The organism is Pseudomonas sp. S35 (assembly GCF_009866765.1).
Lineage (GTDB): Bacteria > Pseudomonadota > Gammaproteobacteria > Pseudomonadales > Pseudomonadaceae > Aquipseudomonas.
This window is the reverse complement of the sequence record NZ_CP019431.1, coordinates 901,635-926,078: the sequence shown is the minus strand read 5'-3', so window position 1 is coordinate 926,078 and position 24,444 is coordinate 901,635. Positions and strand designations below refer to the sequence as shown.

At 57.8% G+C, this 24,444-nt stretch carries 22 protein-coding genes and 4 tRNA genes; 7 read left to right on the top strand and 19 right to left on the bottom strand.

The window, feature by feature from the left end:
- Window positions 1-10 precede the first annotated feature (10 nt).
- Window positions 11-391: a hypothetical protein gene (locus PspS35_RS04030; protein ID WP_159932882.1), complete on the top strand. Its 381-nt coding sequence runs from the start codon at window positions 11-13 to the stop codon at window positions 389-391.
- Entirely contained in the window at window positions 388-1,923 is a 1,536-nt protein-coding gene (locus tag PspS35_RS04025; protein ID WP_159932881.1) for a conjugal transfer protein TraG N-terminal domain-containing protein, read from the top strand. Before PspS35_RS04030 ends, PspS35_RS04025 begins: the two co-directional genes overlap by 4 nt.
- 41 nt (window positions 1,924-1,964) lie before the next feature.
- On the opposite strand, the gene PspS35_RS04020 is transcribed toward PspS35_RS04025, so the two are convergent.
- Window positions 1,965-2,312: a hypothetical protein gene (locus PspS35_RS04020; protein WP_159932880.1), complete on the bottom strand. Its 348-nt coding sequence runs from the start codon at window positions 2,310-2,312 to the stop codon at window positions 1,965-1,967.
- 403 nt (window positions 2,313-2,715) lie between these two features.
- Between PspS35_RS04020 and mobH the strand changes: the two genes are divergently transcribed.
- Window positions 2,716-4,602: a MobH family relaxase gene (gene mobH, locus PspS35_RS04015; protein ID WP_159932879.1), complete on the top strand. Its 1,887-nt coding sequence runs from the start codon at window positions 2,716-2,718 to the stop codon at window positions 4,600-4,602.
- Window positions 4,599-5,933 (top strand): site-specific integrase, encoded by a 1,335-nt coding sequence (locus PspS35_RS04010; RefSeq protein WP_159932878.1) that lies wholly within the window; start codon window positions 4,599-4,601, stop codon window positions 5,931-5,933. The genes mobH and PspS35_RS04010 overlap by 4 nt, the downstream gene beginning before the upstream one ends.
- A gap of 171 nt (window positions 5,934-6,104) precedes the next feature.
- Here the strand turns inward: PspS35_RS04010 and PspS35_RS04005 are convergent.
- The 7 genes from PspS35_RS04005 to rluD form a co-directional block, all read right to left on the bottom strand.
- Window positions 6,105-6,181: transfer RNA gene (locus tag PspS35_RS04005), tRNA-Pro, on the bottom strand.
- A gap of 188 nt (window positions 6,182-6,369) precedes the next feature.
- Window positions 6,370-6,445, bottom strand: a tRNA-Lys gene (locus PspS35_RS04000).
- A gap of 5 nt (window positions 6,446-6,450) precedes the next feature.
- A tRNA-Pro gene (locus PspS35_RS03995) sits at window positions 6,451-6,527 on the bottom strand.
- Between the two features lie 9 nt (window positions 6,528-6,536).
- A tRNA-Asn gene (locus tag PspS35_RS03990) sits at window positions 6,537-6,612 on the bottom strand.
- Between the two features lie 305 nt (window positions 6,613-6,917).
- On the bottom strand, window positions 6,918-9,482 hold the full coding sequence (gene clpB / locus PspS35_RS03985) for an ATP-dependent chaperone ClpB (protein ID WP_159932877.1): 2,565 nt from the start codon (window positions 9,480-9,482) through the stop codon (window positions 6,918-6,920).
- 132 nt (window positions 9,483-9,614) lie between these two features.
- Window positions 9,615-10,340, bottom strand: coding sequence for a peptidoglycan editing factor PgeF (gene pgeF / locus PspS35_RS03980; protein ID WP_159932876.1), 726 nt, complete (start codon window positions 10,338-10,340; stop codon window positions 9,615-9,617).
- The gene (rluD, locus tag PspS35_RS03975; protein WP_003171668.1) at window positions 10,337-11,299 is read right to left on the bottom strand and encodes a 23S rRNA pseudouridine(1911/1915/1917) synthase RluD; all 963 of its coding nucleotides are present in this window, start codon (window positions 11,297-11,299) and stop codon (window positions 10,337-10,339) included. Before rluD ends, pgeF begins: the two co-directional genes overlap by 4 nt.
- Window positions 11,300-11,448: 149 nt before the next feature.
- On the opposite strand from rluD, the gene PspS35_RS03970 reads away from it, so the two are divergent.
- Window positions 11,449-12,474, top strand: a complete 1,026-nt coding sequence (locus tag PspS35_RS03970; RefSeq protein WP_159932875.1) for an outer membrane protein assembly factor BamD — start codon at window positions 11,449-11,451, stop codon at window positions 12,472-12,474.
- A gap of 127 nt (window positions 12,475-12,601) precedes the next feature.
- A complete protein-coding gene (locus PspS35_RS03965; protein WP_159932874.1) occupies window positions 12,602-12,835 on the top strand; it encodes a PP0621 family protein in 234 nt (77 codons plus the stop codon).
- Here the strand turns inward: PspS35_RS03965 and thiO are convergent.
- Genes thiO through pilV form a run of 5 tightly spaced genes read right to left on the bottom strand, consistent with a single transcriptional unit; the run spans window position 12,822 to window position 16,132 of the window.
- Window positions 12,822-13,931, bottom strand: coding sequence for a glycine oxidase ThiO (thiO, locus tag PspS35_RS03960; RefSeq protein ID WP_159932873.1), 1,110 nt, complete (start codon window positions 13,929-13,931; stop codon window positions 12,822-12,824). The genes PspS35_RS03965 and thiO overlap by 14 nt on opposite strands.
- Before the next feature lie 60 nt (window positions 13,932-13,991).
- Window positions 13,992-14,393, bottom strand: a complete 402-nt coding sequence (locus PspS35_RS03955) for a type IV pilin protein (protein WP_159932872.1) — start codon at window positions 14,391-14,393, stop codon at window positions 13,992-13,994.
- A gap of 11 nt (window positions 14,394-14,404) precedes the next feature.
- On the bottom strand, window positions 14,405-14,935 hold the full coding sequence (locus PspS35_RS03950; protein WP_159932871.1) for a PilX N-terminal domain-containing pilus assembly protein: 531 nt from the start codon (window positions 14,933-14,935) through the stop codon (window positions 14,405-14,407).
- Window positions 14,936-14,942: 7 nt separating this feature from the next.
- On the bottom strand, window positions 14,943-15,650 hold the full coding sequence (locus tag PspS35_RS03945) for a prepilin-type N-terminal cleavage/methylation domain-containing protein (RefSeq protein WP_159932870.1): 708 nt from the start codon (window positions 15,648-15,650) through the stop codon (window positions 14,943-14,945).
- Entirely contained in the window at window positions 15,647-16,132 is a 486-nt protein-coding gene (gene pilV, locus PspS35_RS03940) for a type IV pilus modification protein PilV (RefSeq protein WP_159932869.1), read from the bottom strand. The genes PspS35_RS03945 and pilV overlap by 4 nt, the downstream gene beginning before the upstream one ends.
- Before the next feature lie 201 nt (window positions 16,133-16,333).
- Here pilV and PspS35_RS03935 point away from each other — a divergent pair, with 201 nt between their 5' ends.
- Window positions 16,334-16,915 carry a GspH/FimT family protein gene (locus PspS35_RS03935; RefSeq protein WP_159932868.1) on the top strand — a complete coding sequence of 194 codons (582 nt, stop codon included), beginning with the start codon at window positions 16,334-16,336 and terminating at the stop codon, window positions 16,913-16,915.
- Here the strand turns inward: PspS35_RS03935 and ispH are convergent.
- The 6 genes from ispH to murJ form a co-directional block, all read right to left on the bottom strand.
- Entirely contained in the window at window positions 16,869-17,816 is a 948-nt protein-coding gene (gene ispH / locus PspS35_RS03930) for a 4-hydroxy-3-methylbut-2-enyl diphosphate reductase (protein WP_159932867.1), read from the bottom strand. The two genes, PspS35_RS03935 and ispH, sit on opposite strands and share 47 nt — an antisense overlap.
- Before the next feature lie 101 nt (window positions 17,817-17,917).
- Window positions 17,918-18,355, bottom strand: coding sequence for an FKBP-type peptidyl-prolyl cis-trans isomerase (fkpB, locus tag PspS35_RS03925; RefSeq protein ID WP_174244855.1), 438 nt, complete (start codon window positions 18,353-18,355; stop codon window positions 17,918-17,920).
- 7 nt (window positions 18,356-18,362) lie between these two features.
- Entirely contained in the window at window positions 18,363-18,872 is a 510-nt protein-coding gene (gene lspA / locus PspS35_RS03920) for a signal peptidase II (RefSeq protein ID WP_099583982.1), read from the bottom strand.
- Window positions 18,865-21,696: an isoleucine--tRNA ligase gene (gene ileS, locus PspS35_RS03915; RefSeq protein ID WP_159932866.1), complete on the bottom strand. Its 2,832-nt coding sequence runs from the start codon at window positions 21,694-21,696 to the stop codon at window positions 18,865-18,867. Before ileS ends, lspA begins: the two co-directional genes overlap by 8 nt.
- A gap of 14 nt (window positions 21,697-21,710) precedes the next feature.
- A complete protein-coding gene (gene ribF, locus PspS35_RS03910) occupies window positions 21,711-22,649 on the bottom strand; it encodes a bifunctional riboflavin kinase/FAD synthetase (RefSeq protein WP_174244783.1) in 939 nt (312 codons plus the stop codon).
- Between the two features lie 119 nt (window positions 22,650-22,768).
- Entirely contained in the window at window positions 22,769-24,307 is a 1,539-nt protein-coding gene (murJ, locus tag PspS35_RS03905) for a murein biosynthesis integral membrane protein MurJ (RefSeq protein WP_159932864.1), read from the bottom strand.
- Window positions 24,308-24,444: the final 137 nt, after the last annotated feature.

Below are 24,444 nucleotides of genomic sequence, written 5' to 3'. Positions count from 1 at the left end.
GAAATAGGCCATGACCGATTCTCAGGATCCCGTGACCATGCCCGGCCGTTCACAGACTCGACGAGTCGTGCGGTGCATTATGTTGGTTCTGGGCACATTGCTCTCAGCTACCGCTCTCATGGTACTACTCAGTGCCATCTTGATGAGCGTGTTCGAAAGTGCTGAACAATGGCAAGCCTGGCGTACCGACCATTACTGGACCCTCGCTACCTGGCGCCTGGTGGTCTACGCCTTCCTTGTCGTGAGCTGGCTCAAGCTCAAAGCGCAATTATCCAAATCTAAACGGACTGAGGCCAGAAAGGGGCTCAGGAGGTTAGAGATTATGATTGTGCTGCTGTTTGTCATGATCGAACTGAGCAAAGCGTTTTTCCCCAGTGGAGGCATCCAATGACGCTCTACACCAATGACTATCTGGAGTACTACCTCACGCTGGTGGGCTGGATCATCAACAACGGCATCTGGGACATGATTTCTGACACCGGCTTGTTCGCCCTGCCCTTCTGCATCATTGTTATTCGAGAATGGCTGAAGGTGCGGGGTGAAGGGGCTGATGAGGGCAACAAAGGGGTACTTTCACTGGCCCGGATCGAGACCCAGATTTACGTGGGCTACATCGTCGTCGCATTCTTCGCTGTACCAGCTGTCAATGTGAGCTTTGATACCTTGGCATTTGATCAAAGCAGAGCTCAGCAGTGCCAGTACAACTTACCTAAACCATCCGATACAGGCTGGAACACAACATTCAGTACACTGGCAGGTAAGAGCGCACAAATGCCCATGTGGTGGGCCTTTATGCATGCCCTGTCGAAGGGGTTAACAAGCGGTGCTGTAGCAGCAATTCCTTGCGGAACCGATTTGCGGCAAGTTCGTATGGATGTGAACAACACCAAAATCAATAACCCATTACTGGCTCAGGAAATCGGTGACTTTACCCATGACTGCTATGGCCCCTCCCGCGCACGACTCTTCATGCGTCAACCTGATCTGGGCGCGAAAGCCGATGATCCAAAGTTCTTGGAGGATCTAAGTTGGATCGGCTCGCACTTCTTACTTAACACCTCGGGTTACTACGACACCGACTACTCTAAGACACCAAGAGCCTCTTGGCCGTACAACTCAACCCGCGATGTGGCTTTACCGCAAGTGAGCGGCGGCGGCGGATACCCAACCTGCAAGCAATGGTGGTCCGATAGCGGAGTGGGGCTGCGAGATCGTATCAAGGCTCAAGTATCGCCAGACCTGATGACCAGGATGCTCGGCTGGGCCAAGTGGTTGTCACCTGAAGACGTAACCGACTCGCTTGTTCGGCAACTGGTCTCACCGTCGAATCAAGTGAAAGGAGATGTATATTCGGACTACGGCGGGCAAATCAACGGAACCGTGTGGAATGGCGCCGCCCGGGCTGCTGGGACTCTAGGCGTTGCATTAGGGTCAATGGCCTATTTCCCAGCTATGGACATGGTTCGTCAGGCGTTACCGATGGTGATGGCATTCTTGAAGATGGCCATGGTGATTTGCATACCGCTGGTACTGATTGTCGGCGCCTATCAACTGCAGGTTGCCATGACATTAACGGTTGTGTTTTTTGCACTAATTTTCGTCGACTTCTGGTTTCAACTGGCCAGGTGGATCGACACCACGATCTTGGATGCCTTGTATGGTTCGGGCTCGCCGCACTTATCATTTGATCCAGTAATGGGGTTAAACGCCACTACTCAAGACGCGATCTTGAACTTCGTGATGGGGGCGATGTTCATCATCCTCCCAGTATTTTGGGTAGGAGCACTGGGTTGGGCGGGCATAAAAGCGGGTTCAGTTCTAGGCGGATTGCAAACCGGTACTGACGGAGTTCAAAAAGCCGGGGCTCAGGGGGGAGGCCTAGCTAAGCAAGCGGTAGTTGATGTGGCTGGAAGAAAAAACTGAGATGAATCGGGAATGATTAAGAAAACTATAAGTTGCCTTGATCATTCCTCTTCTGCGTCAGTACGAACACCATTCAAGTACTGACCATAGCCATACAGGCCATATCGAAAGCCGTCATCCTGGCCAGATAATTCATCTTGACTCATCTTCAAGGAAGAAGAATCTCCTTTAACCAACGCAAGCAAAACGAGCCCGGCGGTTAAAAGTGCCATAAACAAACTTGCAACCCAGTGGAACAAACCTGCTGAATAAAACACCGCCGCTGCGATCAGGGCCACACGCTTGACCCAACGCAGTGTGCGGTTCTGACTGAACCAAACGGCGCGCACGATAACACCCAAGGCATAGCCCAACCGGCCTGCGACTCCCTGAGAGGTATGTGTGGTCATTAAGCGTCTCCTTTCCTGCTCGATCTAAAGGCGAGTTGACATTAGTTATAATCCTGATTCTGCTCTGCCGCAAGACTACTGGACAAACGGCCAGCCTTACTGCACCAGAGGCATCGCCTCACTGCCTGCAGCAAAAATGGCCCAAAAGGTAAAAGGGTCTGCCAGAGCGAATGGAATGGTTCACAAGGGTAAGAGCCCTACCCGAAAGGGCCGCCGTCAGCGGGGAAAAGCAAAAGGCTGCACGACGCCATTGCGTCACCGCTAGAGAATATTCACTCTCGCCCCGTCAAAAGGTGGCAAATAGCCAAAGAAATACCTGCGACCACTAATGTTACTTTTACCTTGTTCACTACCCGCCAGATAGGCGAAAAGCCCGCCCCATAAGTCAATTATGGAGCAAGCGATGTTCTCTATTTTCCGTCGCAAAAAAGCGCTACCCGCCCAAGGCCCCTCTCCTAACGGCTTCTTGCAGCCGGCCTCCAGCCAAACACTGCTGGCATCGCCACGTCGTCAAAAACTGCTGGAGAATATCTGGCAGCGAGCATCGTTATCCCGCTCACAATTTGCAGAACTCTATCGGCTTCCACTTGAGCGCTACGCGGAGTTGGTCCAGCAGCTCCCTGCTTCGCAGAACCACCACCATGCACACCCTGGCGGCATGCTGGATCACGGGCTTGAGATCGTCGCCTACGCCCTGAAGATTCGACAGACCTACCTGCTCCCCATAGGCGCGCCACCGGAATCTCAATCCGCTCAGGCCGAAGCATGGACTGCCGCAGCAGCTTATGGGGCTCTGATACACGACCTCGGCAAGATTGCCGTCGACGTGCACATCGAACTGGAGGGAGGTAAAACCTGGCACCCGTGGCATGGCCCGATTAACCGTCCTTACCGCTTTCGCTACGTGAAAGGACGTAACTACCAGCTACATGGCGCCGCTGCCGCACTGATTTACGCCCAGATCCTCACCCCGGAGATTTTGGACTGGCTCAGTGACTTCCCAGAAGTGTGGTCGCAGTTAGTCTTTGTCTTGGCCGGTCAATACGAACACGCAGGAATTCTGGGAGAGATAGTAGTCAAGGCCGACCAGGCGTCTGTAGCCCAGGAACTGGGCGGAAACCCAGCCCGCGCATTGTCCGCGCCCAAGCAGTCTTTACAGCGGCAATTGGCAGAAGGGTTGCGCTACTTGGTCCGGGATACATTCAAATTGAATCAACCCGACGGACCGTCTGATGGATGGCTGACACAGGATGCTCTTTGGCTGGTTAGCAAACCTATTGCAGATCAATTGCGGGCCTACTTGCTGACTCAGGGCGTTGAGGGCGTGCCCAGCTCGAATGCGCCCTTCTTCAACATGCTGCAGGATCAGGGGGTTATCCAGACCAATGCCCAAGATAAGGCAATCTGGAAGGCCACGATCGACAATGGTCGCGGCTGGCGAAACACCTTCACTCTGTTGAAGCTTTCGCCGGCACTGATCTGGATTGATCCCACCGATCGACCAACTGCATACGCTGGCACCCTTGAGGTAGAAGCGGGCAATTCGGGAGAAGAGTCTTCGGCGGGAAGCAGCATCTCCAAGCGACCAGAGACCTTGCCCCTAGACGTTAAATCTAACGGGGCGCAAACAGATTTAGCACCGGCAGAAACAATACCATTTGACCTCCCGCAGCCTTCTTCCAGCGATCCCGCTGAATTTGACGAACTACTGGCCCTCCTTGGTAATATCAAAGAGCCACTAGCAAGCAATGATAACCATAATGTCTCAGCGGCACACACCGCCCCCCTTCAACTGGATGATTCTCAGCCTTGCATGCGCGCCAATGAAGGGGTCTCGCCACTCGCAACTCCAATAGAAGTAACATCGATGCCAAGGAATAACACCGATTTCGGTAAGGGATTTGTTGAATGGCTTAAAAAAGGCATCGCATCCCGAAGCATCATCATAAATGACGCCAAAGCACAGGTTCATACGGTGGCGGGGACTGCCATGCTGGTAACGCCTGGAATATTCAAGCGTTATGTCCTGGAGTTCCCTCACATTGAACTGCAGGCGAAAGCACAGCAGGTAAATGCTTGGCAGATGGTTCAGCGGAGTTTTGAGAAGCTGAAACTCCATAAAAAAACTGAAAAACACCTGAATATCTGGACATGCAATGTTGTTGGGCCTCGAAAATCCAAGCAGCTCAAGGGGTACTTACTTATTGACCCGCTTACGATTTTCTCTGAAGTCCCCTTCGACAACTTAAGCTTGTCTCTGAAATCAGAAATGTTGGAATCGCCAGAATGACCACGCCTTTAAAGTTAACGGAGGAGTACATATTTGCTCACGACCTTCGCGAAGCTAGTGCGAAGATCTATCGTGCATCGACCAAAGCATTACTTAAACATTTCCGAACAACTCCGATTGAGGAGATTGATCATCGCGCGGTACTGGCATGGAGAAAGAAGATTCTTGAGAATGGATTATCCAAACGAAGCTGGAACACCTATTCGAATCATCTGCGTACTGTTTGGGGCTATGCAATTGAGCACGGCCTGATGACCCACACCACGATCAATCCATTCAGAAAAACAAGCGTTGTTCCACCCAAACGAGCCAGTAAGACAATCAATGGAGAAGCAATACAACGAGCTCGCAACTGGCTCACATCTCTTGTTGGGCAAGAGCGCTGTACTCAAGAGCGTACCCAGATAACACCAGCTTGGTTCTGGCTAGCCGTTTTCGAGATGTTTTATTACACCGGTATTCGATTAAATGCCCTGCTATGCCTTCGCTACAAGGATATCGACTGGGACAACAAGATGATCCTAGTTCGCGGTGAAACAGAGAAAACCCATCGCGAGTTTTTCCTACCCATCATGGAGGGACTTGCTCCACACCTTTGCAGAATCCTGGGAGAAGCGGAGAAGATAGGTTTTTCACCGGACGATCAGCTGTTTAACGTCAACCGATTTTCGAGGCACTATCACGGTAAGGAAATGAACATCGATCAGGTTGAGTCGATCTACCGCAAGCTCACCGATAAAATCGGCGTGCGGATGACCCCTCACCGCTTTAGGCACACCCTCGCCACGGACTTGATGAAACAACCAGAGCGGAACATTCATCTCACCAAAAGTCTGCTGAACCACTCAAATATTGCAACGACGATGAACTACATCGAAGTCGACTACGACCACATGCGTGCTGTTCTGCACGAGAGAAGTCTGGCTCAGGGTGCTTTAAGCCGAGTTAGAAGGGTTGATTCAAGCGGTACACCACCGACTTCAGCCATTACAGCCCCTTCCGCTCAAATAAGATTGCCTTCGCGAAAAATTGCCGATCCAAAGCCCACAACGTTGCAGCCTCCACAACAACAGGCGGCTATCGAAGAGGTCATAATTGATAGACCTAGCAGATCGAGTGGCCCAAGTGCGCTTAGGAAGGCTCTTGAGTTCGCATCGGCACAACTACATAGCGGCTCAATGGAATCTGCCACAGATTCGCCATCAGATCAGATAGATCAGAATCTGTTGTTAACGCTAATGGCAAGCGGGCTAGGCGTCGGCACATTCCGGAAACGCACCCAATCTGAGAGATCGATGGGAAGCACATCGTTCTCCCGGGCGTCTCCATAGCACGACACCTAGGTCAAGCCGCACCGCAGTAGCGAGCTCTGGATAACCAGAGGCTTTCGCGTGCCTGTCAAATAATTAGCGGACAAAATCAACCGGGTTAGCAGATTCGAGATATCTATCTGATCCACAAACGAAAAAAGGCGCCATAAAGGCGCCTTTTTTCTTGAATAATGGTCGGGGTAAGGGGATTCGAACTCCTGACATCCTGCTCCCAAAGCAGGCGCGCTACCGGACTGCGCTATACCCCGGAATGTGCAGCGGAAAACCGATGCACATTGACATCATTACGAAGCGAAACTAATGTTCGCCTCAGACGGCTGCATGTCTACGGCGATATCTAAGTGCTGTAACACTTTCCAAAACCGTAAAACCGCCTTGATCAGAGCTTCAACCTCTGATCCTAAGATTTGATTCCAGCGCTAACTGGTCTCAAAAATGGTGGGTCGTGTGGGATTCGAACCTACGACCAATTGGTTAAAAGCCAACTGCTCTACCAACTGAGCTAACGACCCAAATATGGTCGGGGTAGGGGGATTCGAACTCCCGACATCCTGCTCCCAAAGCAGGCGCGCTACCGGACTGCGCTATACCCCGGTTTGAAATTGGCTCCGTGACCAGGACTCGAACCTGGGACCCAATGATTAACAGTCATTTGCTCTACCGACTGAGCTATCACGGAACTACATATTTCAAATTTACAACTTTTACTGCTTTGTAACCTTCCTCTTCGACCCTGTCCGTATCGCTACGTTAGCGTCTCTGAGGCGCGCTATTCTACAATCTTAAAAACCCCTGTCAACCCTTTAAATTGCTTTTAAGACAATGATTTGCGCTTCTTTCTGATTTCTTCTTGGGGAGAAGAAACCCGTGGGCTGACGTTGCTGCGGGGCGCACTTTACAAGCCTTTTCCTTACAGTTCAACGCCCTATCGAAAAAAAAGGCCCCGCGATGCGGGGCCTTCTCATATTTGCCTGCCATTTAGGCTCAATGAAAGACGATTTCGTCGTTTTCCACCGTCGCTTCGACACTGGTGCCAGGCATGAAACTGCCCGACAGGATCAGTTGCGCCAGCGGGTTCTCGATCCAGCGCTGAATCGCACGCTTCAAAGGCCGTGCGCCATACACCGGGTCGTAACCGACCGCGATCAGCTTGTCCAACGCCTCGCGGCTGAGCTCCAGCGACAGCTCCCGCTCCGCCAGGCGACCGCGCAAGCGGCCCAACTGGATCTCGGTGATGCCCGCGATCTGATCCCGCGCCAATGGCTCGAAGATCACCACTTCGTCGACCCGGTTGATGAATTCCGGGCGAAAGTGCGTAGTCAGCGCATCCATAACAGCAGCGCGCTGAGCCTCACGATCCCCTACCAGTTCCTGGATCTGCGACGAGCCCAAGTTGGAGGTCATTACGATCACCGTGTTGCGAAAGTCCACCGTACGCCCGTGGCTGTCCGTCAAACGACCGTCTTCCAGCACTTGCAGCAAGATGTTGAACACATCCGGGTGCGCCTTCTCGACCTCATCCAGCAGGATCACCGAGTAAGGCTTGCGCCGCACGGCTTCCGTCAGGTAACCGCCCTCCTCGTACCCCACGTAGCCTGGTGGTGCGCCGATCAGGCGAGCGACCGAGTGCTTCTCCATGAATTCGGACATATCGATCCGCACCATCGCCTCTTCGGTATCAAAGAGGAACTCGGCCAAGGCTTTGCACAGTTCAGTCTTACCCACACCGGTGGGGCCGAGGAACATGAACGAACCGCTTGGACGATTCGGGTCGGACAACCCGGCCCGGGAACGCCGCACCGCGTTGGACACCGCCACAACAGCCTCTTCCTGGCCGATCACGCGCTGGTGCAACAGGTGCTCCATCTTCAACAGCTTGTCACGCTCGCCTTCAAGCATTTTCGACACCGGGATACCGGTCCACTTCGAGACGACCTCGGCGATTTCTTCTTCGGTCACCTTGCTGCGCAGCAACTGGTTTTCAGGCTTGCCGTGCTGATCAACCATTTGCAGGCTGCGTTCCAGGTCCGGAATGACCCCGTACTGCAACTCGGCCATGCGGTTCAGGTCGCCCTTACGGCGTGCTGTCTCCAGTTCCTGGCGGGACTGCTCGATCTTTTGCTGGATCTGCGCAGAGCCCTGCACCTCAGCTTTTTCCGAGGTCCAGATCTCTTCAAGGTCTGAATACTCGCGTTCCAGACGCACGATTTCCTCCTGGAGTTTTTCCAGGCGTTTCTTCGCCGCGTCGTCCTCTTCCTTTTTAAGCGCCTGAGATTCGACTTTCAGTTGAATCAGGCGCCGGTCCAGGCGGTCGAGCACTTCCGGCTTGGAATCGATTTCCATACGAATACGGCTGGCCGCTTCGTCGATCAAGTCGATGGCCTTGTCCGGCAACTGGCGGTCGGTGATATAGCGATGGCTCAATTTGGCCGCCGCAATGATCGCCCCGTCAGTGATCGCCACCTTATGGTGGACCTCATAGCGTTCTTTCAGGCCACGCAGGATCGCAATGGTGTCTTCTTCGCTCGGCTCTTCTACCAGCACTTTCTGGAAGCGCCGCTCAAGCGCCGCGTCCTTCTCTATATATTGGCGGTACTCGTTGAGCGTCGTTGCACCAACACAATGCAACTCGCCCCGCGCCAAGGCTGGCTTGAGCATGTTGCCGGCGTCCATGGAGCCCTCGCCTTTACCGGCGCCGACCATGGTGTGCAACTCGTCGATAAACAGAATGATCTGCCCTTCCTGCTTCGACAGTTCATTCAGCAAGGATTTCAGGCGCTCTTCGAACTCGCCACGGAACTTGGCACCGGCGATCAGCGACCCCATGTCCAGGGACAGCAGGCGTTTGCCCTTGAGGCCATCCGGCACTTCACCATTGATGATGCGCTGGGCCAGGCCCTCGGCAATCGCGGTTTTACCCACGCCAGGCTCACCGATCAGCACCGGGTTGTTCTTGGTGCGACGCTGCAGGACCTGGATGGTGCGACGGATTTCATCGTCACGGCCGATTACCGGATCCAGCTTGCCTTCTTCGGCGCGCTTGGTCAGGTCGACGGTGTACTTGTCCAGGGCCTGGCGCGACTCCTCGTGGTTAGGGTCGTTTACCGCGTCGCCACCACGCAGGTTGTTGATGGCATTCTCCAGGGCCTTCTTGCTCACCCCCTGGCCCAGCAGCAACTTGCCAAGCTTGCTGTTTTCGTCCATGGCGGCGAGCAGCACCAGTTCGCTGGAGATGAACTGGTCACCTTTCTGCTGGGCCAGCCGGTCGGCCTGATTGAGCAGGCGCGCCAGATCCTGCGACATGTTCACGTCGCCGGTCGGGTTTTGGATTTTCGGCAGTTGGTCGAGCTCTTTGCTCAATTCCTTGCGCAGGCTGTTGATGTCAAAGCCCACCTGCATCAGCAAGGGCTTGATAGAACCACCCTGCTGCTCCAGGAGCGCCTGCATCAAGTGAGCAGGCTCGATGGCAGGGTGGTCAAGACCCACCGCCAACGATTGGGAGTCCGACAACGCCAACTGTAATTTGCTGGTTAAACGATCAATACGCATTTAGTCACCTTCCTTTTGAGCAGGCCGGAGCTATAAAACATTCCTGAATGAAGAAACCTGCCAGATACCCTTATAGATGGGGTGGATTCTGGAAGATTCAAGCCACGGGCAGTTGACGTAAGTCAGGAGAGTCTAGCGTTCGAGCCAGATAAGGGAGGCGAATCGACCGGTGCGCGGGCTGCGCCGGTAAGAAAAGAAGCGCGGGTCGGTCACGGTGCAGAAACCGCCACCGTAAACCGCCGCAACACCCCGTGCGGCGAGGCGCAGGCGTGCCAGTTGATAGATGTCGGCCATGAACTTGCCGGGGTTACGACTCGGCACAAAGGCTTCAGCCGTGATCGGCAGTTGCTGCACGAAGGCTTCAAGCACTTGCGGGCCGACTTCAAAGGCTTGCGGACCGATTGCCGGGCCCAGCCAGACCAGTACGTCGGCAGGCTCGCAATCCAGGCTTTCGAAAGCGGCTTCCAGCACGCCAGCCGCCAACCCACGCCAACCGGCATGGGCCGCTGCGACGCGAGTCCCCGCACGGTTGCAGAACAGCGCGGGCAGGCAATCGGCAGTCATGGCGGTGCAGGCGATGCCTGGGGTACGGGTCCAACTGCCATCGGCTTCAGCCGTGCGGCCAGGGTCGGCCTCGACCACGCTCACGCCATGGACTTGGCGCAGCCAGGCCGGCTTGATCTCAAACGCGTCGCTAAGACGACGGCGATTTTCAAGGACGGCGTCCAGGCTGTCCTCGACGTGATCGCCCAGGTTGAGGCTGTCGAACGGCGCCAGACTGACACCGCCCGCACGGGTGGTAACGCAGGCCTTTACCCGAGCGGGCGCGGGCCAGTCAGGTATCAGCCAGTTACTCATCCGACAAACGCCTCGCGATCCTGCTTGAGCAGCGACAGCAACCAGACAAAATCGTCCGGCAGTGGCGACTCCCAGCTCATGCGCTGACCGCTCGTCGGATGATCCAGTTCCAGGAAGCGTGCATGCAGTGCCTGGCGCGGGAACGTCTTGAGCGACTCAACCATGGTCTGGCTGGCCGCAGGCGGAATACGGAAGCGCCCACCGTAGGCAGGGTCACCGACCAACGGGAAGTTGATGTGGGCCATGTGCACACGAATCTGGTGGGTACGACCGGTTTCCAGCTTGACCCGCACGTGAGTGTGGGAACGGAAACGCTCCAGCACACGGTAGTGGCTCACGGCCTGCTTGCCGCCCTCCATTACCGCCATGCGCTGGCGCTGCTGGCCGTGGCGGCCGATGGGGGCGTTGATCTTGCCACCCGCGACAACCACGCCAATCACGATGCACTCGTAGATCCGGCTGACGCTACGGCTCTGCAATTGCGTAACCAACTGCGTCTGCGCCTGAATGGTCTTGGCGACCACCATCAGGCCAGTGGTGTCCTTGTCCAGACGGTGCACAATGCCGCAGCGCGGCACGTTGATGATGTCCGGGATGTGGTGCAACAGGGCATTGAGCAAGGTGCCATCAGCGTGCCCGGCCGCCGGGTGAACCACCAGGCCTGCGGGTTTGTTGATGACCAGGATGTCGTCGTCTTCATAGACGATATCCAGCTCAATGTCCTGGGCGACCCATTCTCCCTGGGCTTCCTGCTCGGCAGTCAGCTCAAGAATCGCACCACCATGAACTATGTCTCGCGGGCGGATAACCGCTCCATCCACAGTCAGGCGGCCGTCTTTGATCCAGGCGGAAAGGCGCGAGCGCGAGTGCTCAGCGAATAATTGTGCGGCGACTTGATCGAGGCGTTGGCCGCCCAATTCGGACGGCACCTCTGCGCGAAGTTCAATTTTATCGGACATGCTCAGACTAGGCGTGGCACAGCCTTTGGTTTCGGCTGCGCGCTTGTGGTTAAATACGGCGTCTTTTGCCCCGAGGCTTTCAACGGGGCGCTCATCATAACAGGACGGCCCCGCCCAAGACAGCGGCCGTCATAGGGACGCAAGCCGCCATGCAAGTGAAACACCTGCTGCTGATCGCCATCCTCGCCATGACTGCTGCTTGCTCGTCAACAAAGGACGTCGTCGACGAAAACCTGAGCGAAGTCGAGTTGTACCAACTGGCTCAGAAAGATCTGGACAATAATAGCTACACCAGCGCCACAGCGAAGCTGAAGGCACTGGAGTCGCGTTATCCGTTCGGACGCTACGCCGACCAGGCCCAGCTTGAGCTGATCTACGCCAACTACAAGAACGCTGAGCCGGAAGCCGCCAAGTCCGCCGCCGAGCGCTTCATCCGCCTGCACCCGCAGCACCCGAATGTCGACTACGCCTACTACCTGAAGGGTTTGACTTCGTTCGACCAGGACGTTGGCCTGCTGGCGCGCTTTCTGCCGCTGGACATGACCAAGCGCGACCCGGGCGCAGCCCGCGACTCCTATAACGAGTTCGCCCAACTGACCAGCCGCTACCCCAACAGCCGCTACGCGCCAGACGCCAAGCAGCGCATGATCTACCTGCGCAACCTGCTGGCCTCCTACGAAATCCACGTAGCCCACTACTACCTGACCCGTCAGGCGTATGTAGCGGCTGCCAACCGTGGTCGTTATGTGGTGGAGAACTTCCAGGAAACCCCTTCCGTGGGTGACGGCCTGGCGGTGATGACCGAGGCTTACCAGCGTCTGCATCTGGACGAACTGGCCAACACCAGCCTGGAAACCCTGAAGCTCAACTACCCGGATCACCCAAGCCTGAAAGACGGTCAGTTCGTGCCTCAGGTTGCCGAAGCAGACAACCGTTCGTGGCTGAGCAAATACACCCTGGGCCTGATCGAATCGCGCCCACCGTTGCCGCCAGGCGAGACCCGCGCCAACCAGGACGTGATCAAGCAGTTCCAGGACGCCAAGGAAGCCATTCCTTCGGAGCTCAAGCCGCACGACGAGAACGGTGACGTGATCGAAGAAGAAGAGCCACAGGCCCTGGGCAACAACCAGGACCGCTCGTGGTTCAGCTACATGACCTTCGGCGTGTTCGACTGACCTGTCGACACGCAATGCAAAAAGGGAGCCCCTAGGGCTCTCTTTTTTGTGGGCCAGCATTATTGCGCTGTGCGCCCGCCACGTCCTTGGCTAAACTGGCGCATTACCTGTCGAGAAACTGCTCATCATGCTTCGTCTTCTATTCTGGATAGCTGTCATTGCGGCCGCGGTATGGTTCTGGCGTAAATTCAAAAGCCCGGCCACCCAGCAGCGGCGCCCTGACGAACCCGGTGCAGCCCTGATGGTGCGCTGCGCACACTGCGGCGTGCACCTGCCGCAGGATCGCGCCCTAAGCTCGCGCCAGGAGTGGTATTGCACGCAGGCGCATCTGGAACTAGGGCCGAAGTCTATTCAACGTTGATCCGACCTTCAGGCGCATAGGGTGCCGGATCGATGATCGGCGCACGCGCCAGCAACAGATCTGCAAACAACTGACAGGACGCCGGCGCCAGTACCAAGCCGTTGCGATAATGCCCGCAGTTGAGCCACAGCCCTTTGAAACCGGGCACCGGGCCGATATAGGGAATACCTTCCGGTGAGCCAGGCCGCAACCCCGCCCAATGCCCCACCACTTCGGCATCGGCCAGGGCGGGAATCAGTTCCACAGCCGAGGCCTTGAGGCTTTCCAGCGCCGTTTCGGTGGGTGTTTTGTCGAACCCCTCATGCTCCAGAGTGCTGCCGATGAGGATATGCCCGTCGCGTCGGGGGATGGCATAACGCCCCTTGGCCAGGACCATGCTCGAAAGGAAGTCCGAGGCGCACTTGTACAAAATCATCTGCCCCTTGACCGGCTCCACCGGCAGCGCCAAGCCCAACGTGGCGAGCAACTCACCGCTCCACGCGCCCGCAGCCAGCACCACCTGATCCCCCAGAATCTGCCCCTCTGCCATATTCACACCCACCACATTGCCGCCGTCCAGAACAAACCCGGTGACTTCACACTGCTCGTGAACGGTTACGCCAGGCAGCGCTAACAGCGCCGCCTTGAGGGATTTGACCAAACGAGGGTTGCGTACGTTGGCCACATTGGCCATGTAGACCGCCCGGGAGTAACCGCCTCCCAGCACCGGAACCGCATCGTGAGCAGCAGACACATCCACTTTGCTCAGCGGACGTGCTTCGCGGGCCGCCCAGTCCAGCGCCTCGGTTTCGTCGTCAAGATCAAGCCAGTACAAGCCTGTGGTATGCACCTCAGGATCGATGCCGGTATCGGCGAAAAGCCGCTCCGCCAGTTGTGGATAAAAATCCTGGGACCAATGTGCCAGCGCAGTGACCGCCGGACTGTAACGCCACGGATACAGCGGCGAGACAATGCCTCCGCCTGCCCAGGATGACTCCTTACCTACACCCGCACGCTCCAGCAGTACCACCGCCTGCCCCTGGCGCGCCAGGTTGTACGCCGTCAACAAGCCGATGACTCCGCCACCGACAATCACCACCCGCTGTTGCTTAGCCATCATTTGATCCAGCCAATAAATAGGAACAAGCGCACACGGCGCCCAGTCATCCCGCCCTCATCACTGCCCCCAGCATATCCGGCGCGACATTTCAGGCGCCGCGCCCGGATTGTCCCGCACGCCGGTACTGCTCAGGCTGAAGTCGCCGCAAGGGTCGCCGGCCATCGCTGAGTCCGCGATCGGCGCAGCTGTAAGCTTGAAATCCTGAGGGTTCAACGCAACCGTGATTCTATAGCGATCATTGCCCGCACTGACGCCGCCTGCATCAATAAAAGTGCCGTTCCTCGTATAAAACCGCTCCAGGTGTTGAGCTTGCTCCGTCAGCAGCACGACAATTTCGCCACGGTAGATCTTTTTTACATGGCTGGTGTATCCGGGGTAAGCAACCCCGGCTACCACCGCGATGATCGCCACGACGATCAGTAACTCGATCAGGGTGAAGCCTCGGCTGTCCATGCCCATCTCACTGCTCCTTATTGAAGTTGCCGCCATGCCACTCGCTGAAACCAGGAGATACCACCCTCTTCCACCCGCGCATATACAGTCTCCAATACTGTGCGCGATTGACCACTGAGTCCGACCGCCGTTACCCGGTACAACGCCGCAGGTGTTTGTGGCGGTAAATTCGCCAGTCCGATGCCAGGCCCCAGGGATTGAATGCCGTACAACGCGCCCTTGACGGCAACCCAGGTGACCGCCGAAGAGGGATTTGTCCCGGCGCCAATCACTGAGAACGCCTCATCCGGCGGCGCACAGGTAATGCTCGACGAACACTTCGGCAACGCCGTACCCGTTCGCTGCACGACCTGCTCCCCCAGCCTCAAGCCGCCTTCAGCACTTTGAAGGGATTGGTTGCGATGCCAGAAGCTGCCGGTGATTTTTTGCTGGGCCACAGCGCCTTGTATCGACGACAAACCAATCAAGGACAACAGCAGCAGAAGCACCAGGCTGACCAACAGCACCATGCCCGCCTGTCGCGAAAAAATACGTCCTGCATACACCATGATCGCCCTACCCCTGACGGTTGCGCAGCGTCGCCACGACGTTGTAAGTTTGGTCTTTTACCCGTCCCGCCGGGTCTTGCAGTGTCATGCGAACGCGCACGCTGCGGATCAACGTCTCGTCGGCCGGGGCTTCGTCGTAACGCACCACCTGCGTCGACTCTGACCTGGCAGCCACGCCAAAACTGAGGTCAAACGCCCGCACGTTATCCACCAGCACCGCCTTGGCCGGCATCGCAGGTGTGCTGACCTTCAACTGGCCCGACTCGAAGGTATAGGTGAGTTGGCGTATCGCAAACCGAATCTGCCCGGGCGCGGACGCAGGCAAGCTGCCGGGATAGGCTTGGGCGGCCGTTGTGCAGTCAGACAGCACCGTCCAGTCTGGCCTGCCGACTTCGCCACCAACATCTGCAGTGACCAGCGTCAGCGATTTCGATCCGCCTGCGGCACTCCACCCGACAGGCCGCCCAAAGGCTGGAGGAGCGTTGTGGATAAAGGCCGTGGCCAAACACCCAAACATGCCCGCCTGACGGATATCCTGGATCATCTTGCCCAACACAAAACGTGCATCATCCTGCAACAGCATGGCCGCTTGCTGGCTGGCGTGAGTCGCTCGCGAACTCATCATCACCTGACTGCCCCCGAGCACCACAACCAGCCCGAGCGTCAGCGCCAGCAGCAACTCCACCAAACTGAAACCTCGAACCAGCGGCCTCATTGCATACCACCTGACGCCCTGTCGATACGGCTGGTCAGCGTGAAGGTTTCCCGCGTGCCAGGGGTATTGGCCGCCCGGCGGTCATCCCAACTGATACTCACAGTTACTTCGCTTGCACTGACAGTCACCGATCCCTTGGCGCCCTCCCCTGCAAAGCCAAGGATATTGGCTTCGAAATCGTGCAAGTCCAGGTCGCGTACGCTGGCGGTGGCAGGAATGGCCAGGACTCGATCAGCTCCACCCCATGAATAGTCGGCGCCAGAGTTGGCGCGGATTCGGTCGAGCACATCGTAGGCGATGAAACTGGCCTGGCTGATCATCCTCGAATTGTCGGTGTGCTTGAGCGAATTGAGCTGAAGTACTGCCGCACCTAGTAGGCCGACAGCGAGAATCAGTACCGCCACAAGCACCTCGATCAGCGTCATGCCGGTCTGGAGCCGGAGTAACGGGTAGCAGGAACAAGTGTTCAGGTTGCGGGGCATTACCGTCGTCATCCGTGTCGAAGATCGAAAATAAGCAGGTAGTACCTGCTGCTCGACCCTAGCCTAGCGGCGGTTTTTCGCCCGTGCGGCTCACGGAACAAAGGGAAATACTTTGGACATAAAGGCCATCACTCAAGGCTGAGGCCTGGACGCTATACCTATGTCTCACCCGGCATTCACTCGCGTCCACGGAGGGACCCCATGAAACAACAAGGCTTCACGCTGATCGAGTTGTTGCTCGCTCTTATACTGAGCAGCGTCATGGCGCACTTGGCGGTGCCCAGCTTCAAAAGCCTTTTAGAATCGCAACAGCAGCGCAGCGCGGCACAATCGCTGGCCGGCGGGCTTCGTTTCGCCCGCACCGAAGCCATCGCGCGCAACCGAGCCGTGGTCATCCACGCACGCGATAACGACTGGAGCCAAGGCTGGCGGGTGATAGTGGATGTGAGCGGGCGCGGCCACCTGGACGATGACAACCCGGTATTGCTGGAGCACCAAGGCAACGGCCGCGTACCGATAATCGGCAATGGACCGGTCAGGGAACAGGTGCGCTTCAGCGGGTTAGGTGAACCGGTATTTTCAGGAGGGGGTTTTCGTGCCGGTACGGTGCATGTGTGCGCCGCGGCCCCGGCACAAAGCCTGTACCAGGTAGTGCTGGCCCCCAGTGGACGCATCAGCCTGCGCAGCGATAAAACCGAGCAGGCGCTGTGCCGGAGCTACTCCGGCGCCCTGGCACTCAGAGCAGTGAGCGAACCCGCAACTCCTTGGGCATGGAGAAAGTGATGTTCTCCTCACGTCCGGCCAATTCGTCGGCGCCAGTGGCTCCCCAGGCGTGCAGTTGCTGGATGACACCACGCACCAGCACTTCCGGGGCTGAAGCGCCTGCAGTGATGCCGATACGCTCGACGCCATCGAACCAGCTGCGCTGCATGTCTTCGGCACCGTCGATCAGATACGCCGGCGTCGCCATGCGCTCAGCCAGTTCGCGCAAGCGGTTGGAGTTTGAGCTGTTAGGGCTACCTACCACCAACACTACATCGCATTCATTGGCCAACTGCTTAACCGCGTCCTGGCGATTCTGCGTGGCATAACAGATGTCGTCCTTGCGCGGGCCGCCAATGGCCGGGAACCGGCTGCGCAGCGCGTCAATAACGCGGCTGGTATCGTCCATGGATAAGGTCGTCTGGGTCACGAACGCCAAACGATCGGCATTACGAACCTGCAGGTTGGCGACGTCCTTTTCGTCTTCTACCAGGTAGATGGCGCCACCATTGCTGGCATCGTACTGGCCCATGGTGCCTTCGACTTCCGGATGTCCGGCATGCCCGATCAAGATGCACTCACGGCCGTCACGACTGTAGCGAGCAACTTCGATATGGACCTTGGTGACCAACGGGCACGTCGCGTCGAATACCTTCAGGCCGCGACCTGCCGCTTCGGTACGCACGGCTTGGGAAACGCCGTGGGCACTGAAGATAACGATAACGTCGTCCGGCACCTGGTCCAACTCTTCGACAAAGATCGCGCCACGTGCACGCAGGTCTTCGACCACGAACTTGTTATGAACGACTTCATGGCGCACGTAAATCGGCGGCCCGAAGACTTCCAGGGCGCGATTGACGATTTCGATCGCCCGGTCCACGCCGGCGCAGAAGCCACGGGGGTTGGCGAGTTTGATTTGCATGCTGTGCCTCGTGTCTTGCCCTGTGGATGTGCGCTTTGTGGTGAGGGAGCTTGCTCCCTCACTACAACAAGCCCTACACCACAATAGGCCGGAATCTTCTGTTAGAGCGCTTTAACGTCGAAGATTTCAACGTCAAACGTCAAGGTTTTACCGGCCAACGGATGGTTGAAGTCGATGGTCACTTGCGCGTCATCGAAGGTTTTTACCACGCCAGGCAACTCGGTATTCGCCGCATCATTGAAAATCACCAGCAGGCCTTCCGACAGGTCCATATCCTGGAACTGCGAACGCGGGATGATCTGCACGTTTTGTGGGTTAGGCTGGCCAAAAGCGTTTTCCGGCAGGATCTGCAGGGTGCGCTTGTCGCCGGCCTTGAAACCGAACAGGGCTGCTTCGAAACCCGGCAGCAGGTTGCCGTCGCCGACCTTGAAGGTCGCCGGGGCTTTGTCGAACGTACTGTCGACCGTGTCGCCATTCTCCAGGCGCAGTGCAAAATGCAAAGTGACTTCCGTGTTCTGGCCGATGCGTTGCTCAGCCAATACCTGATCAGTCATTGACGGTCTCTCCGGTTTTCTTACTTTTGAACATATCCAACGCCAGCATGATTGCACCGACGGTGATGGCGCTGTCGGCGAAGTTGAACGCCGGGAAGTAATGACGGTTCTGCCAATGCACCAGGATAAAGTCGATCACATGGCCCAAGGCAATGCGGTCGTACAGGTTCCCCAACGCGCCGCCCAGCACCAGGGCCAACGCGACGGCCAGCCAGGTGTCATCGCGACCCAGACGCTTGAGCCAGACGACGAGCACCGCACTGACCACCAACGCAATAACGGCGAACAGCCAGCGCTGCCAGCCACCGCCATCAGCGAGGAAGCTGAACGCGGCGCCGGTGTTGTAGGCCAGGGTCCAGCTGAAGTAATCCGGGATCACCACGATTTGCTGGAACATTTCCAGGGAGCCTTCGAAGTGAGCCTTGCTGACCTGGTCAATGACCAGCACCAGCAGACTCAATACGAGCAAGCCCAGACGTCCGAAACGGCTGGCGTTAGGCATAGTGGCGAACCTCGCCTTCACCGCTGATGTTGTCGACGCAACGACCGCAGATTTCCGGATGCTCCGGGTTCACGCCGACATCTTCACGGCAGTGCCAGCAACGGGCGCACTTGGCAAAGGCGGACTTCATCACTTTAAGCTTGAGGCCCGGCACTTCGGTGGCCACGGCATCAGTCGGGGCTTGAGCGAATGGCGCCAGGCTCGCGGTGGAGGTGATCAGCACGAAGCGCAGCTCGTTACTCAACTTGGCCAGGTCAGCGGTCAAGCTTTCCTCGGCAAACAGGGTGACTTCGGCCTGCAAGTTGCCGCCGACGGCCTTGGCTGCCCGCTGAACTTCCAGCTCCTTGTTTACCGCAACCTTGACGGCCATCACGCCTTCCCAGTATTCGCGGCCCAGTTCGAAGTCAGCCGGCAGTTCGGTCAGGCCTTCGTACCAAGTGTTGAGCATCACCGATTCGTTACGCTCGCCCGGCAGGTATTCCCACAGTTCGTCGGCGGTGAAGGCCAGGATCGGCGCGATCCAGCGCACCAGCGCTTCGCTGATGTGGTACAGCGCAGTCTGCGCCGAACGGCGCGCCTTGCTGTTGGCGCCGGTGGTGTACTGGCGGTCCTTGATGATGTCGAGGTAGAAACCACCCAGCTCCTGCACGCAGAAGTTGTGGATCTTCGAGTAGACGTTCCAGAAGCGGTATTCGCCGTAGTGTTCCTGCAACTCGCGCTGCAGCAACAGGGTACGGTCCACGGCCCAACGGTCCAGGGCGAGCATGTCCTCGGCCGGCAGGATGTCGGTGGCCGGGTTGAAACCGGTCAGGTTCGACAACAGGAAGCGTGCGGTATTACGGATACGACGATAGGCATCGGCGCTGCGGGCCAGGATCTGGTCCGAGACGGCGATTTCGCCCGAGTAGTCGGTCGACGCAACCCACAGACGCATGATGTCGGCGCCCAGGGTGTCGTTGATCTTCTTCGGCTCGATCACGTTTTTCAGCGACTTGGACATCTTGCGGCCCGTCTCATCGACGGTGAAGCCGTGGGTCAGCAATTCGCGGTACGGAGCGTGGTCGTCGATGGCGCAGCCAGTCAGCAACGAGGAGTGGAACCAGCCACGGTGTTGGTCCGAGCCTTCCAGGTACAGGTCGGCACGCGGGCCAGTCTCGTGGCCCATCGGGTGCGAACCGCGCAATACGTGCCAGTGGGTGGTGCCCGAGTCGAACCACACGTCGAGGGTGTCGCTGATCTTGTCGTACTGCGGCGCTTCATCGCCCAGCAGTTCAGCGGCGTCGAGCTTGAACCAGGCTTCGATGCCTTCCTGTTCAACGCGCTGGGCCACGATTTCCATCAGTTCGACGGTGCGTGGGTGCAGCTCGCCGCTTTCCTTGTTCAGGAAGAACGGGATCGGCACGCCCCAGTTACGCTGGCGGGAGATGCACCAGTCCGGACGATTGGCGATCATCGAGTGCAGGCGCGCCTGGCCCCAGGCCGGGACGAACTTGGTGTCTTCGATGGCTTTGATCGCGCGGTTGCGCAGGGTCTCGCCGCTTGCGGGCTCTTTGTCCATGCCGATGAACCACTGCGCGGTGGCGCGGTAGATCAGTGGGGACTTGTGGCGCCAGCAGTGCATGTAGCTGTGCTTGATGGTGTCGGTTTGCATCAGCGCACCGACTTCACGCAGTTTGTCGATGATCGGCTGGTCGGCCTTGAAGATGAACTGGCCGCCGAAGAACTCCAGCGACGGCACGTACACGCCGTTGCTTTGCACCGGGTTGATGATGTCATCGTTAACCAGGCCGTACTTCTTGCAGATCACAAAGTCGTCCACGCCATAGGCGGGCGAGCAGTGAACCACGCCAGTACCCGAACCCAGCTCGACGTAGTCAGCCAGGTACACCGGCGACAGACGGTCATAGAACGGGTGGCGGAAGTTGATCAGTTCCAGCGCGGAGCCGGTGGTGGTGGCGATGACCGAACCCTGCAGCTCGTAACGCGCCAGGCACGCCTCGACCATTTCCTCGGCCAGCACCAGCAGGCGGTCGCCCACATCTACCAAGGCGTAGGTGAACTCCGGGTGCACGTTCAGCGCCTGGTTGGCGGGAATGGTCCACGGGGTGGTGGTCCAGATCACGATGGCAGCTGGTTTGCTCAGGCTTGCCAGGCCGAACGCCTGGGCCAGCTTGGCGTCGTCGGCAATCGGGAACGCGACGTCGATGGTCGAGGACTTCTTGTCTTCGTACTCGACTTCGGCTTCGGCCAGGGCCGAGCCGCAGTCGAAGCACCAGTTCACAGGCTTGAGGCCCTTGAACACGAAGCCGCCCTTGACGATCTCGGCCAAGGCGCGGATTTCACCGGCCTCGTTCTTGAAGTTCATGGTCTTGTAGGGGTTGTCCCACTCGCCCAGCACACCCAGGCGGATGAACTCGGACTTTTGCCCTTCGATCTGCTCGGCGGCGTAGGCACGGCACAGTTCGCGGGTTTTATCGGCGCCCAGGTTCTTGCCGTAGGTCACTTCAACCTTGTGTTCGATCGGCAGGCCGTGGCAGTCCCAGCCCGGGACATAAGGTGCGTCGAAGCCCGAAAGGGTTTTCGAGCGCAGGATCATGTCCTTGAGAATCTTGTTCAGCGCATGACCGATGTGAATCGTGCCGTTGGCATAAGGAGGGCCGTCGTGCAGGACGAATTTCGGACGATCCTTGCCAATTTCGCGCAACTTTCCGTACAGGCCAATACTGTCCCAGCGCTGCAGGATCTGCGGTTCGCGCTGTGGCAGGCCGGCCTTCATTGGGAAGGCGGTGTCCGGAAGGTTTAGCGTGGCTTTATAGTCGGTCATTTAAGGCTCTTCGGTTAGCGATGGGCGCTAGGTGCGGCTAGTGCACGGGCGGCGGCGACATCCGCATTGATCGCCGTTTTCAACGCCTCAAGGGAGGCGAAACGCTGCTCTTCACGCAGCTTCTGGTGGAAAACCACCGTCAAACGCCGGTCGTATAAATCACCGGCAAAATCCAAAAGGTGAACTTCCAGGTGGGCCTTGCCATCACCTGCAACCGTGGGCCTGACGCCTATGTTGGCGACTCCTGGCGACGGCTGGCCGTCGATGTCGACGCTCACCAGGTAAACCCCGGTCAGCGGTACACGACGGCGCTTGAGCTGCACGTTGGCAGTTGGCGTGCCCAGTTGGCGCGCCAGCTTCTGGCCGTGCAATACCCGTCCGGCAATGCGGAACGGGCGACCGAGCAAACGCTCGGCCAAGGCGAAGTCGGCAGCGGCCAGGGCGTTACGCACCTGGGTACTGCTCACGCGCAGGCCGTCGAGTTCGACGGTTTGCGCGGCTTCGACGGTAAAGCCCTGACTGATACCGGCGTGTTGCAGGAATTCGAAATCCCCAACCCGGTCGCAACCAAAACGAAAGTCGTCACCGACCTCCAGATGCTGTACACCCAGGCCATCCACCAGGATGCGGTCGACGAACTCGGCGGCACTGAGGCTTTGCAAACGCTGGTTGAAAGCCAGGCAGAGGACGCGGTCCACACCTTCTTCGGCCAGCAGTTGCAGCTTGTCCCGCAGGCGGGCCAGACGGGCCGGCGCCGTTTGCGGGGTGAAATATTCCCGCGGCTGTGGCTCAAAAATCACCACGCAGCTGGGCACGCCCAACTCGACCGCACGCTCGCGCAGCCGCGCCAGGATAGCCTGGTGGCCACGGTGAACACCGTCAAAGTTGCCAATAGTGGCGACGCAGCCCCGATGCTGGGGGCGCAGGTTGTGGAGACCTCGAACCAGCTGCATAACGCGCTTCTTGCTCATAAAGTGGTCGATTATAACCACACCCGGCCCCAGACGACAGGCAACAGCGCAGGGCAAATGGATCGAATCGATAAAACTGCCGCTTTATCGCGGCAAACTTTCTAACTCAACGACTTGCGATTGAAATCCCGCAGGCGGAAACCCTGCAGCAGCAACATCCCGAAGTACACCACCACGCCGACGACTACCAGCACGCCAAGGCGCATGAAGCGCTCCAGCATATGGCCTTCGTCCCAGGCAGGCATAAAGTGCATCAGGCCGAGCAATACCGCAGACATCATCGCAACCGCCACCAGCAGCTTGAGCGCAAACATGCCCCAACCCGGCTGTGGCTGAAACATTTGCTGTTTGCGCAGCTGATAAAACAGCAGGCCGGCGTTGATACACGCACCGGCACTGATTGCCAGGGCGAGGCCGGCGTGGGCCAGCGGGCCGATAAACACCAGGTTGAGCAATTGCGTGACGATCAGCGTGAAGATCGCGATTTTCACCGGCGTACGGATGTTCTGCTGCGCGTAGAACCCCGGCGCCAGCACCTTGATCACGATAATCCCCAGCAGGCCTACGGAGTAGGCAACCAGCGCATGCTGCGTCATCAAGGCGTCATGGGCGTCGAACTGCCCGTATTGGAACAGCGACACTGTCAGCGGCTCGGCCAGGATTCCCAGGGCCAGGGCGCACGGCAACACCAGCACGAAGCACAGGCGCAGGCCCCAATCGAGGATGCGCGAGTATTCCTGGCGGTCCTTGCTCGCGTAGGTACGGGCCAGGGTTGGCAGCAAAATCGTGCCGAGGGCTACGCCCAGTACGCCAGACGGCAACTCCATCAGACGATCAGCGTAATACATCCACGACACCGAGCCCGATACCAGCAGCGAGGCAAACGCGGTGTTGATGATCAGGGAAATCTGACTGACCGATACGCCCAGGATCGCCGGCAGCATATTGCGCATCACGCGCCAGACGCCGGTGTCCTTGAGGTTCAGGCGCGGCAGTACGAGCATGCCGATCTTTTTCAGGTGCGGCAGTTGATAGAGCAATTGCGCCAGGCCACCGGCCAGTACCGCCCAGCCGAGCGCCATGACCGGAGGATCGAAGTACGGCGTGAGGAACAACGCAAAAATGATCATGCTGACGTTAAGCAGCGTCGGCACAAACGCAGGGACCGAAAACCGATTCCACGTATTGAGGATCGCCCCGGCCAGGGACGACAGGGAAATCAGCAATATATAAGGAAAGGTCACTCGCAGCAGATCAGTGGTCAGCGCAAATTTTTCCGGGGTGTTGGCAAAACCGGGGGCAGTGGCCCAGATCACCCAGGGTGCGGCGAGCATGCCGAGGATGGTCACCAGCATCAACACCAGGGTCAGCAGGCCCGAAACGTAGGCAATAAAGGTGCGGGTGGCTTCCTCGCCCTGCTGAGTCTTGTATTCGGCCAAGATCGGCACGAACGCTTGGGAAAAAGCGCCTTCAGCGAAGATCCTGCGCAGCAGATTGGGCAGTTTAAACGCAATAAAAAAGGCATCCGTGGCCATGCTGGCGCCAAAAATACGCGCCAGCAGGGTGTCACGCACGAACCCCAAAACCCGGGAGATCATCGTGATAGAGCTGACGGCGGCCAACGATTTGAGCAGATTCATTGAAAGAGTTTGCGCCTATAGATAAAGAGCAGGCGAACTAAGCGCCCACTTATGCGATACTGCGCGCCTGCAACAGCACAGCGCCAAAGCTCGCGAGTTTACAGGTCAAGCGCCGGAAATAAATCACCCGCCTCTTC

Excerpts from the sequence above, each read along its gene's own strand:
- PspS35_RS04030 (WP_159932882.1), top strand. The coding sequence starts at position 11 with ATGACCGATTCTCAGGATCCCGTGACCATGCCCGGCCGTTCACAGACT.
- PspS35_RS04025 (WP_159932881.1), top strand. The coding sequence starts at position 388 with ATGACGCTCTACACCAATGACTATCTGGAGTACTACCTCACGCTGGTG.
- PspS35_RS04020 (WP_159932880.1), bottom strand. The coding sequence starts at position 2,312 with ATGACCACACATACCTCTCAGGGAGTCGCAGGCCGGTTGGGCTATGCC.
- mobH (WP_159932879.1), top strand. The coding sequence starts at position 2,716 with ATGTTCTCTATTTTCCGTCGCAAAAAAGCGCTACCCGCCCAAGGCCCC.
- PspS35_RS04010 (WP_159932878.1), top strand. The coding sequence starts at position 4,599 with ATGACCACGCCTTTAAAGTTAACGGAGGAGTACATATTTGCTCACGAC.
- clpB (WP_159932877.1), bottom strand. The coding sequence starts at position 9,482 with ATGCGTATTGATCGTTTAACCAGCAAATTACAGTTGGCGTTGTCGGAC.
- pgeF (WP_159932876.1), bottom strand. The coding sequence starts at position 10,340 with ATGAGTAACTGGCTGATACCTGACTGGCCCGCGCCCGCTCGGGTAAAG.
- rluD (WP_003171668.1), bottom strand. The coding sequence starts at position 11,299 with ATGTCCGATAAAATTGAACTTCGCGCAGAGGTGCCGTCCGAATTGGGC.
- PspS35_RS03970 (WP_159932875.1), top strand. The coding sequence starts at position 11,449 with ATGCAAGTGAAACACCTGCTGCTGATCGCCATCCTCGCCATGACTGCT.
- PspS35_RS03965 (WP_159932874.1), top strand. The coding sequence starts at position 12,602 with ATGCTTCGTCTTCTATTCTGGATAGCTGTCATTGCGGCCGCGGTATGG.
- thiO (WP_159932873.1), bottom strand. The coding sequence starts at position 13,931 with ATGGCTAAGCAACAGCGGGTGGTGATTGTCGGTGGCGGAGTCATCGGC.
- PspS35_RS03955 (WP_159932872.1), bottom strand. The coding sequence starts at position 14,393 with ATGGGCATGGACAGCCGAGGCTTCACCCTGATCGAGTTACTGATCGTC.
- PspS35_RS03950 (WP_159932871.1), bottom strand. The coding sequence starts at position 14,935 with ATGGTGTATGCAGGACGTATTTTTTCGCGACAGGCGGGCATGGTGCTG.
- PspS35_RS03945 (WP_159932870.1), bottom strand. The coding sequence starts at position 15,650 with ATGAGGCCGCTGGTTCGAGGTTTCAGTTTGGTGGAGTTGCTGCTGGCG.
- pilV (WP_159932869.1), bottom strand. The coding sequence starts at position 16,132 with ATGCCCCGCAACCTGAACACTTGTTCCTGCTACCCGTTACTCCGGCTC.
- PspS35_RS03935 (WP_159932868.1), top strand. The coding sequence starts at position 16,334 with ATGAAACAACAAGGCTTCACGCTGATCGAGTTGTTGCTCGCTCTTATA.
- ispH (WP_159932867.1), bottom strand. The coding sequence starts at position 17,816 with ATGCAAATCAAACTCGCCAACCCCCGTGGCTTCTGCGCCGGCGTGGAC.
- lspA (WP_099583982.1), bottom strand. The coding sequence starts at position 18,872 with ATGCCTAACGCCAGCCGTTTCGGACGTCTGGGCTTGCTCGTATTGAGT.
- ileS (WP_159932866.1), bottom strand. The coding sequence starts at position 21,696 with ATGACCGACTATAAAGCCACGCTAAACCTTCCGGACACCGCCTTCCCA.
- ribF (WP_174244783.1), bottom strand. The coding sequence starts at position 22,649 with ATGCAGCTGGTTCGAGGTCTCCACAACCTGCGCCCCCAGCATCGGGGC.
- murJ (WP_159932864.1), bottom strand. The coding sequence starts at position 24,307 with ATGAATCTGCTCAAATCGTTGGCCGCCGTCAGCTCTATCACGATGATC.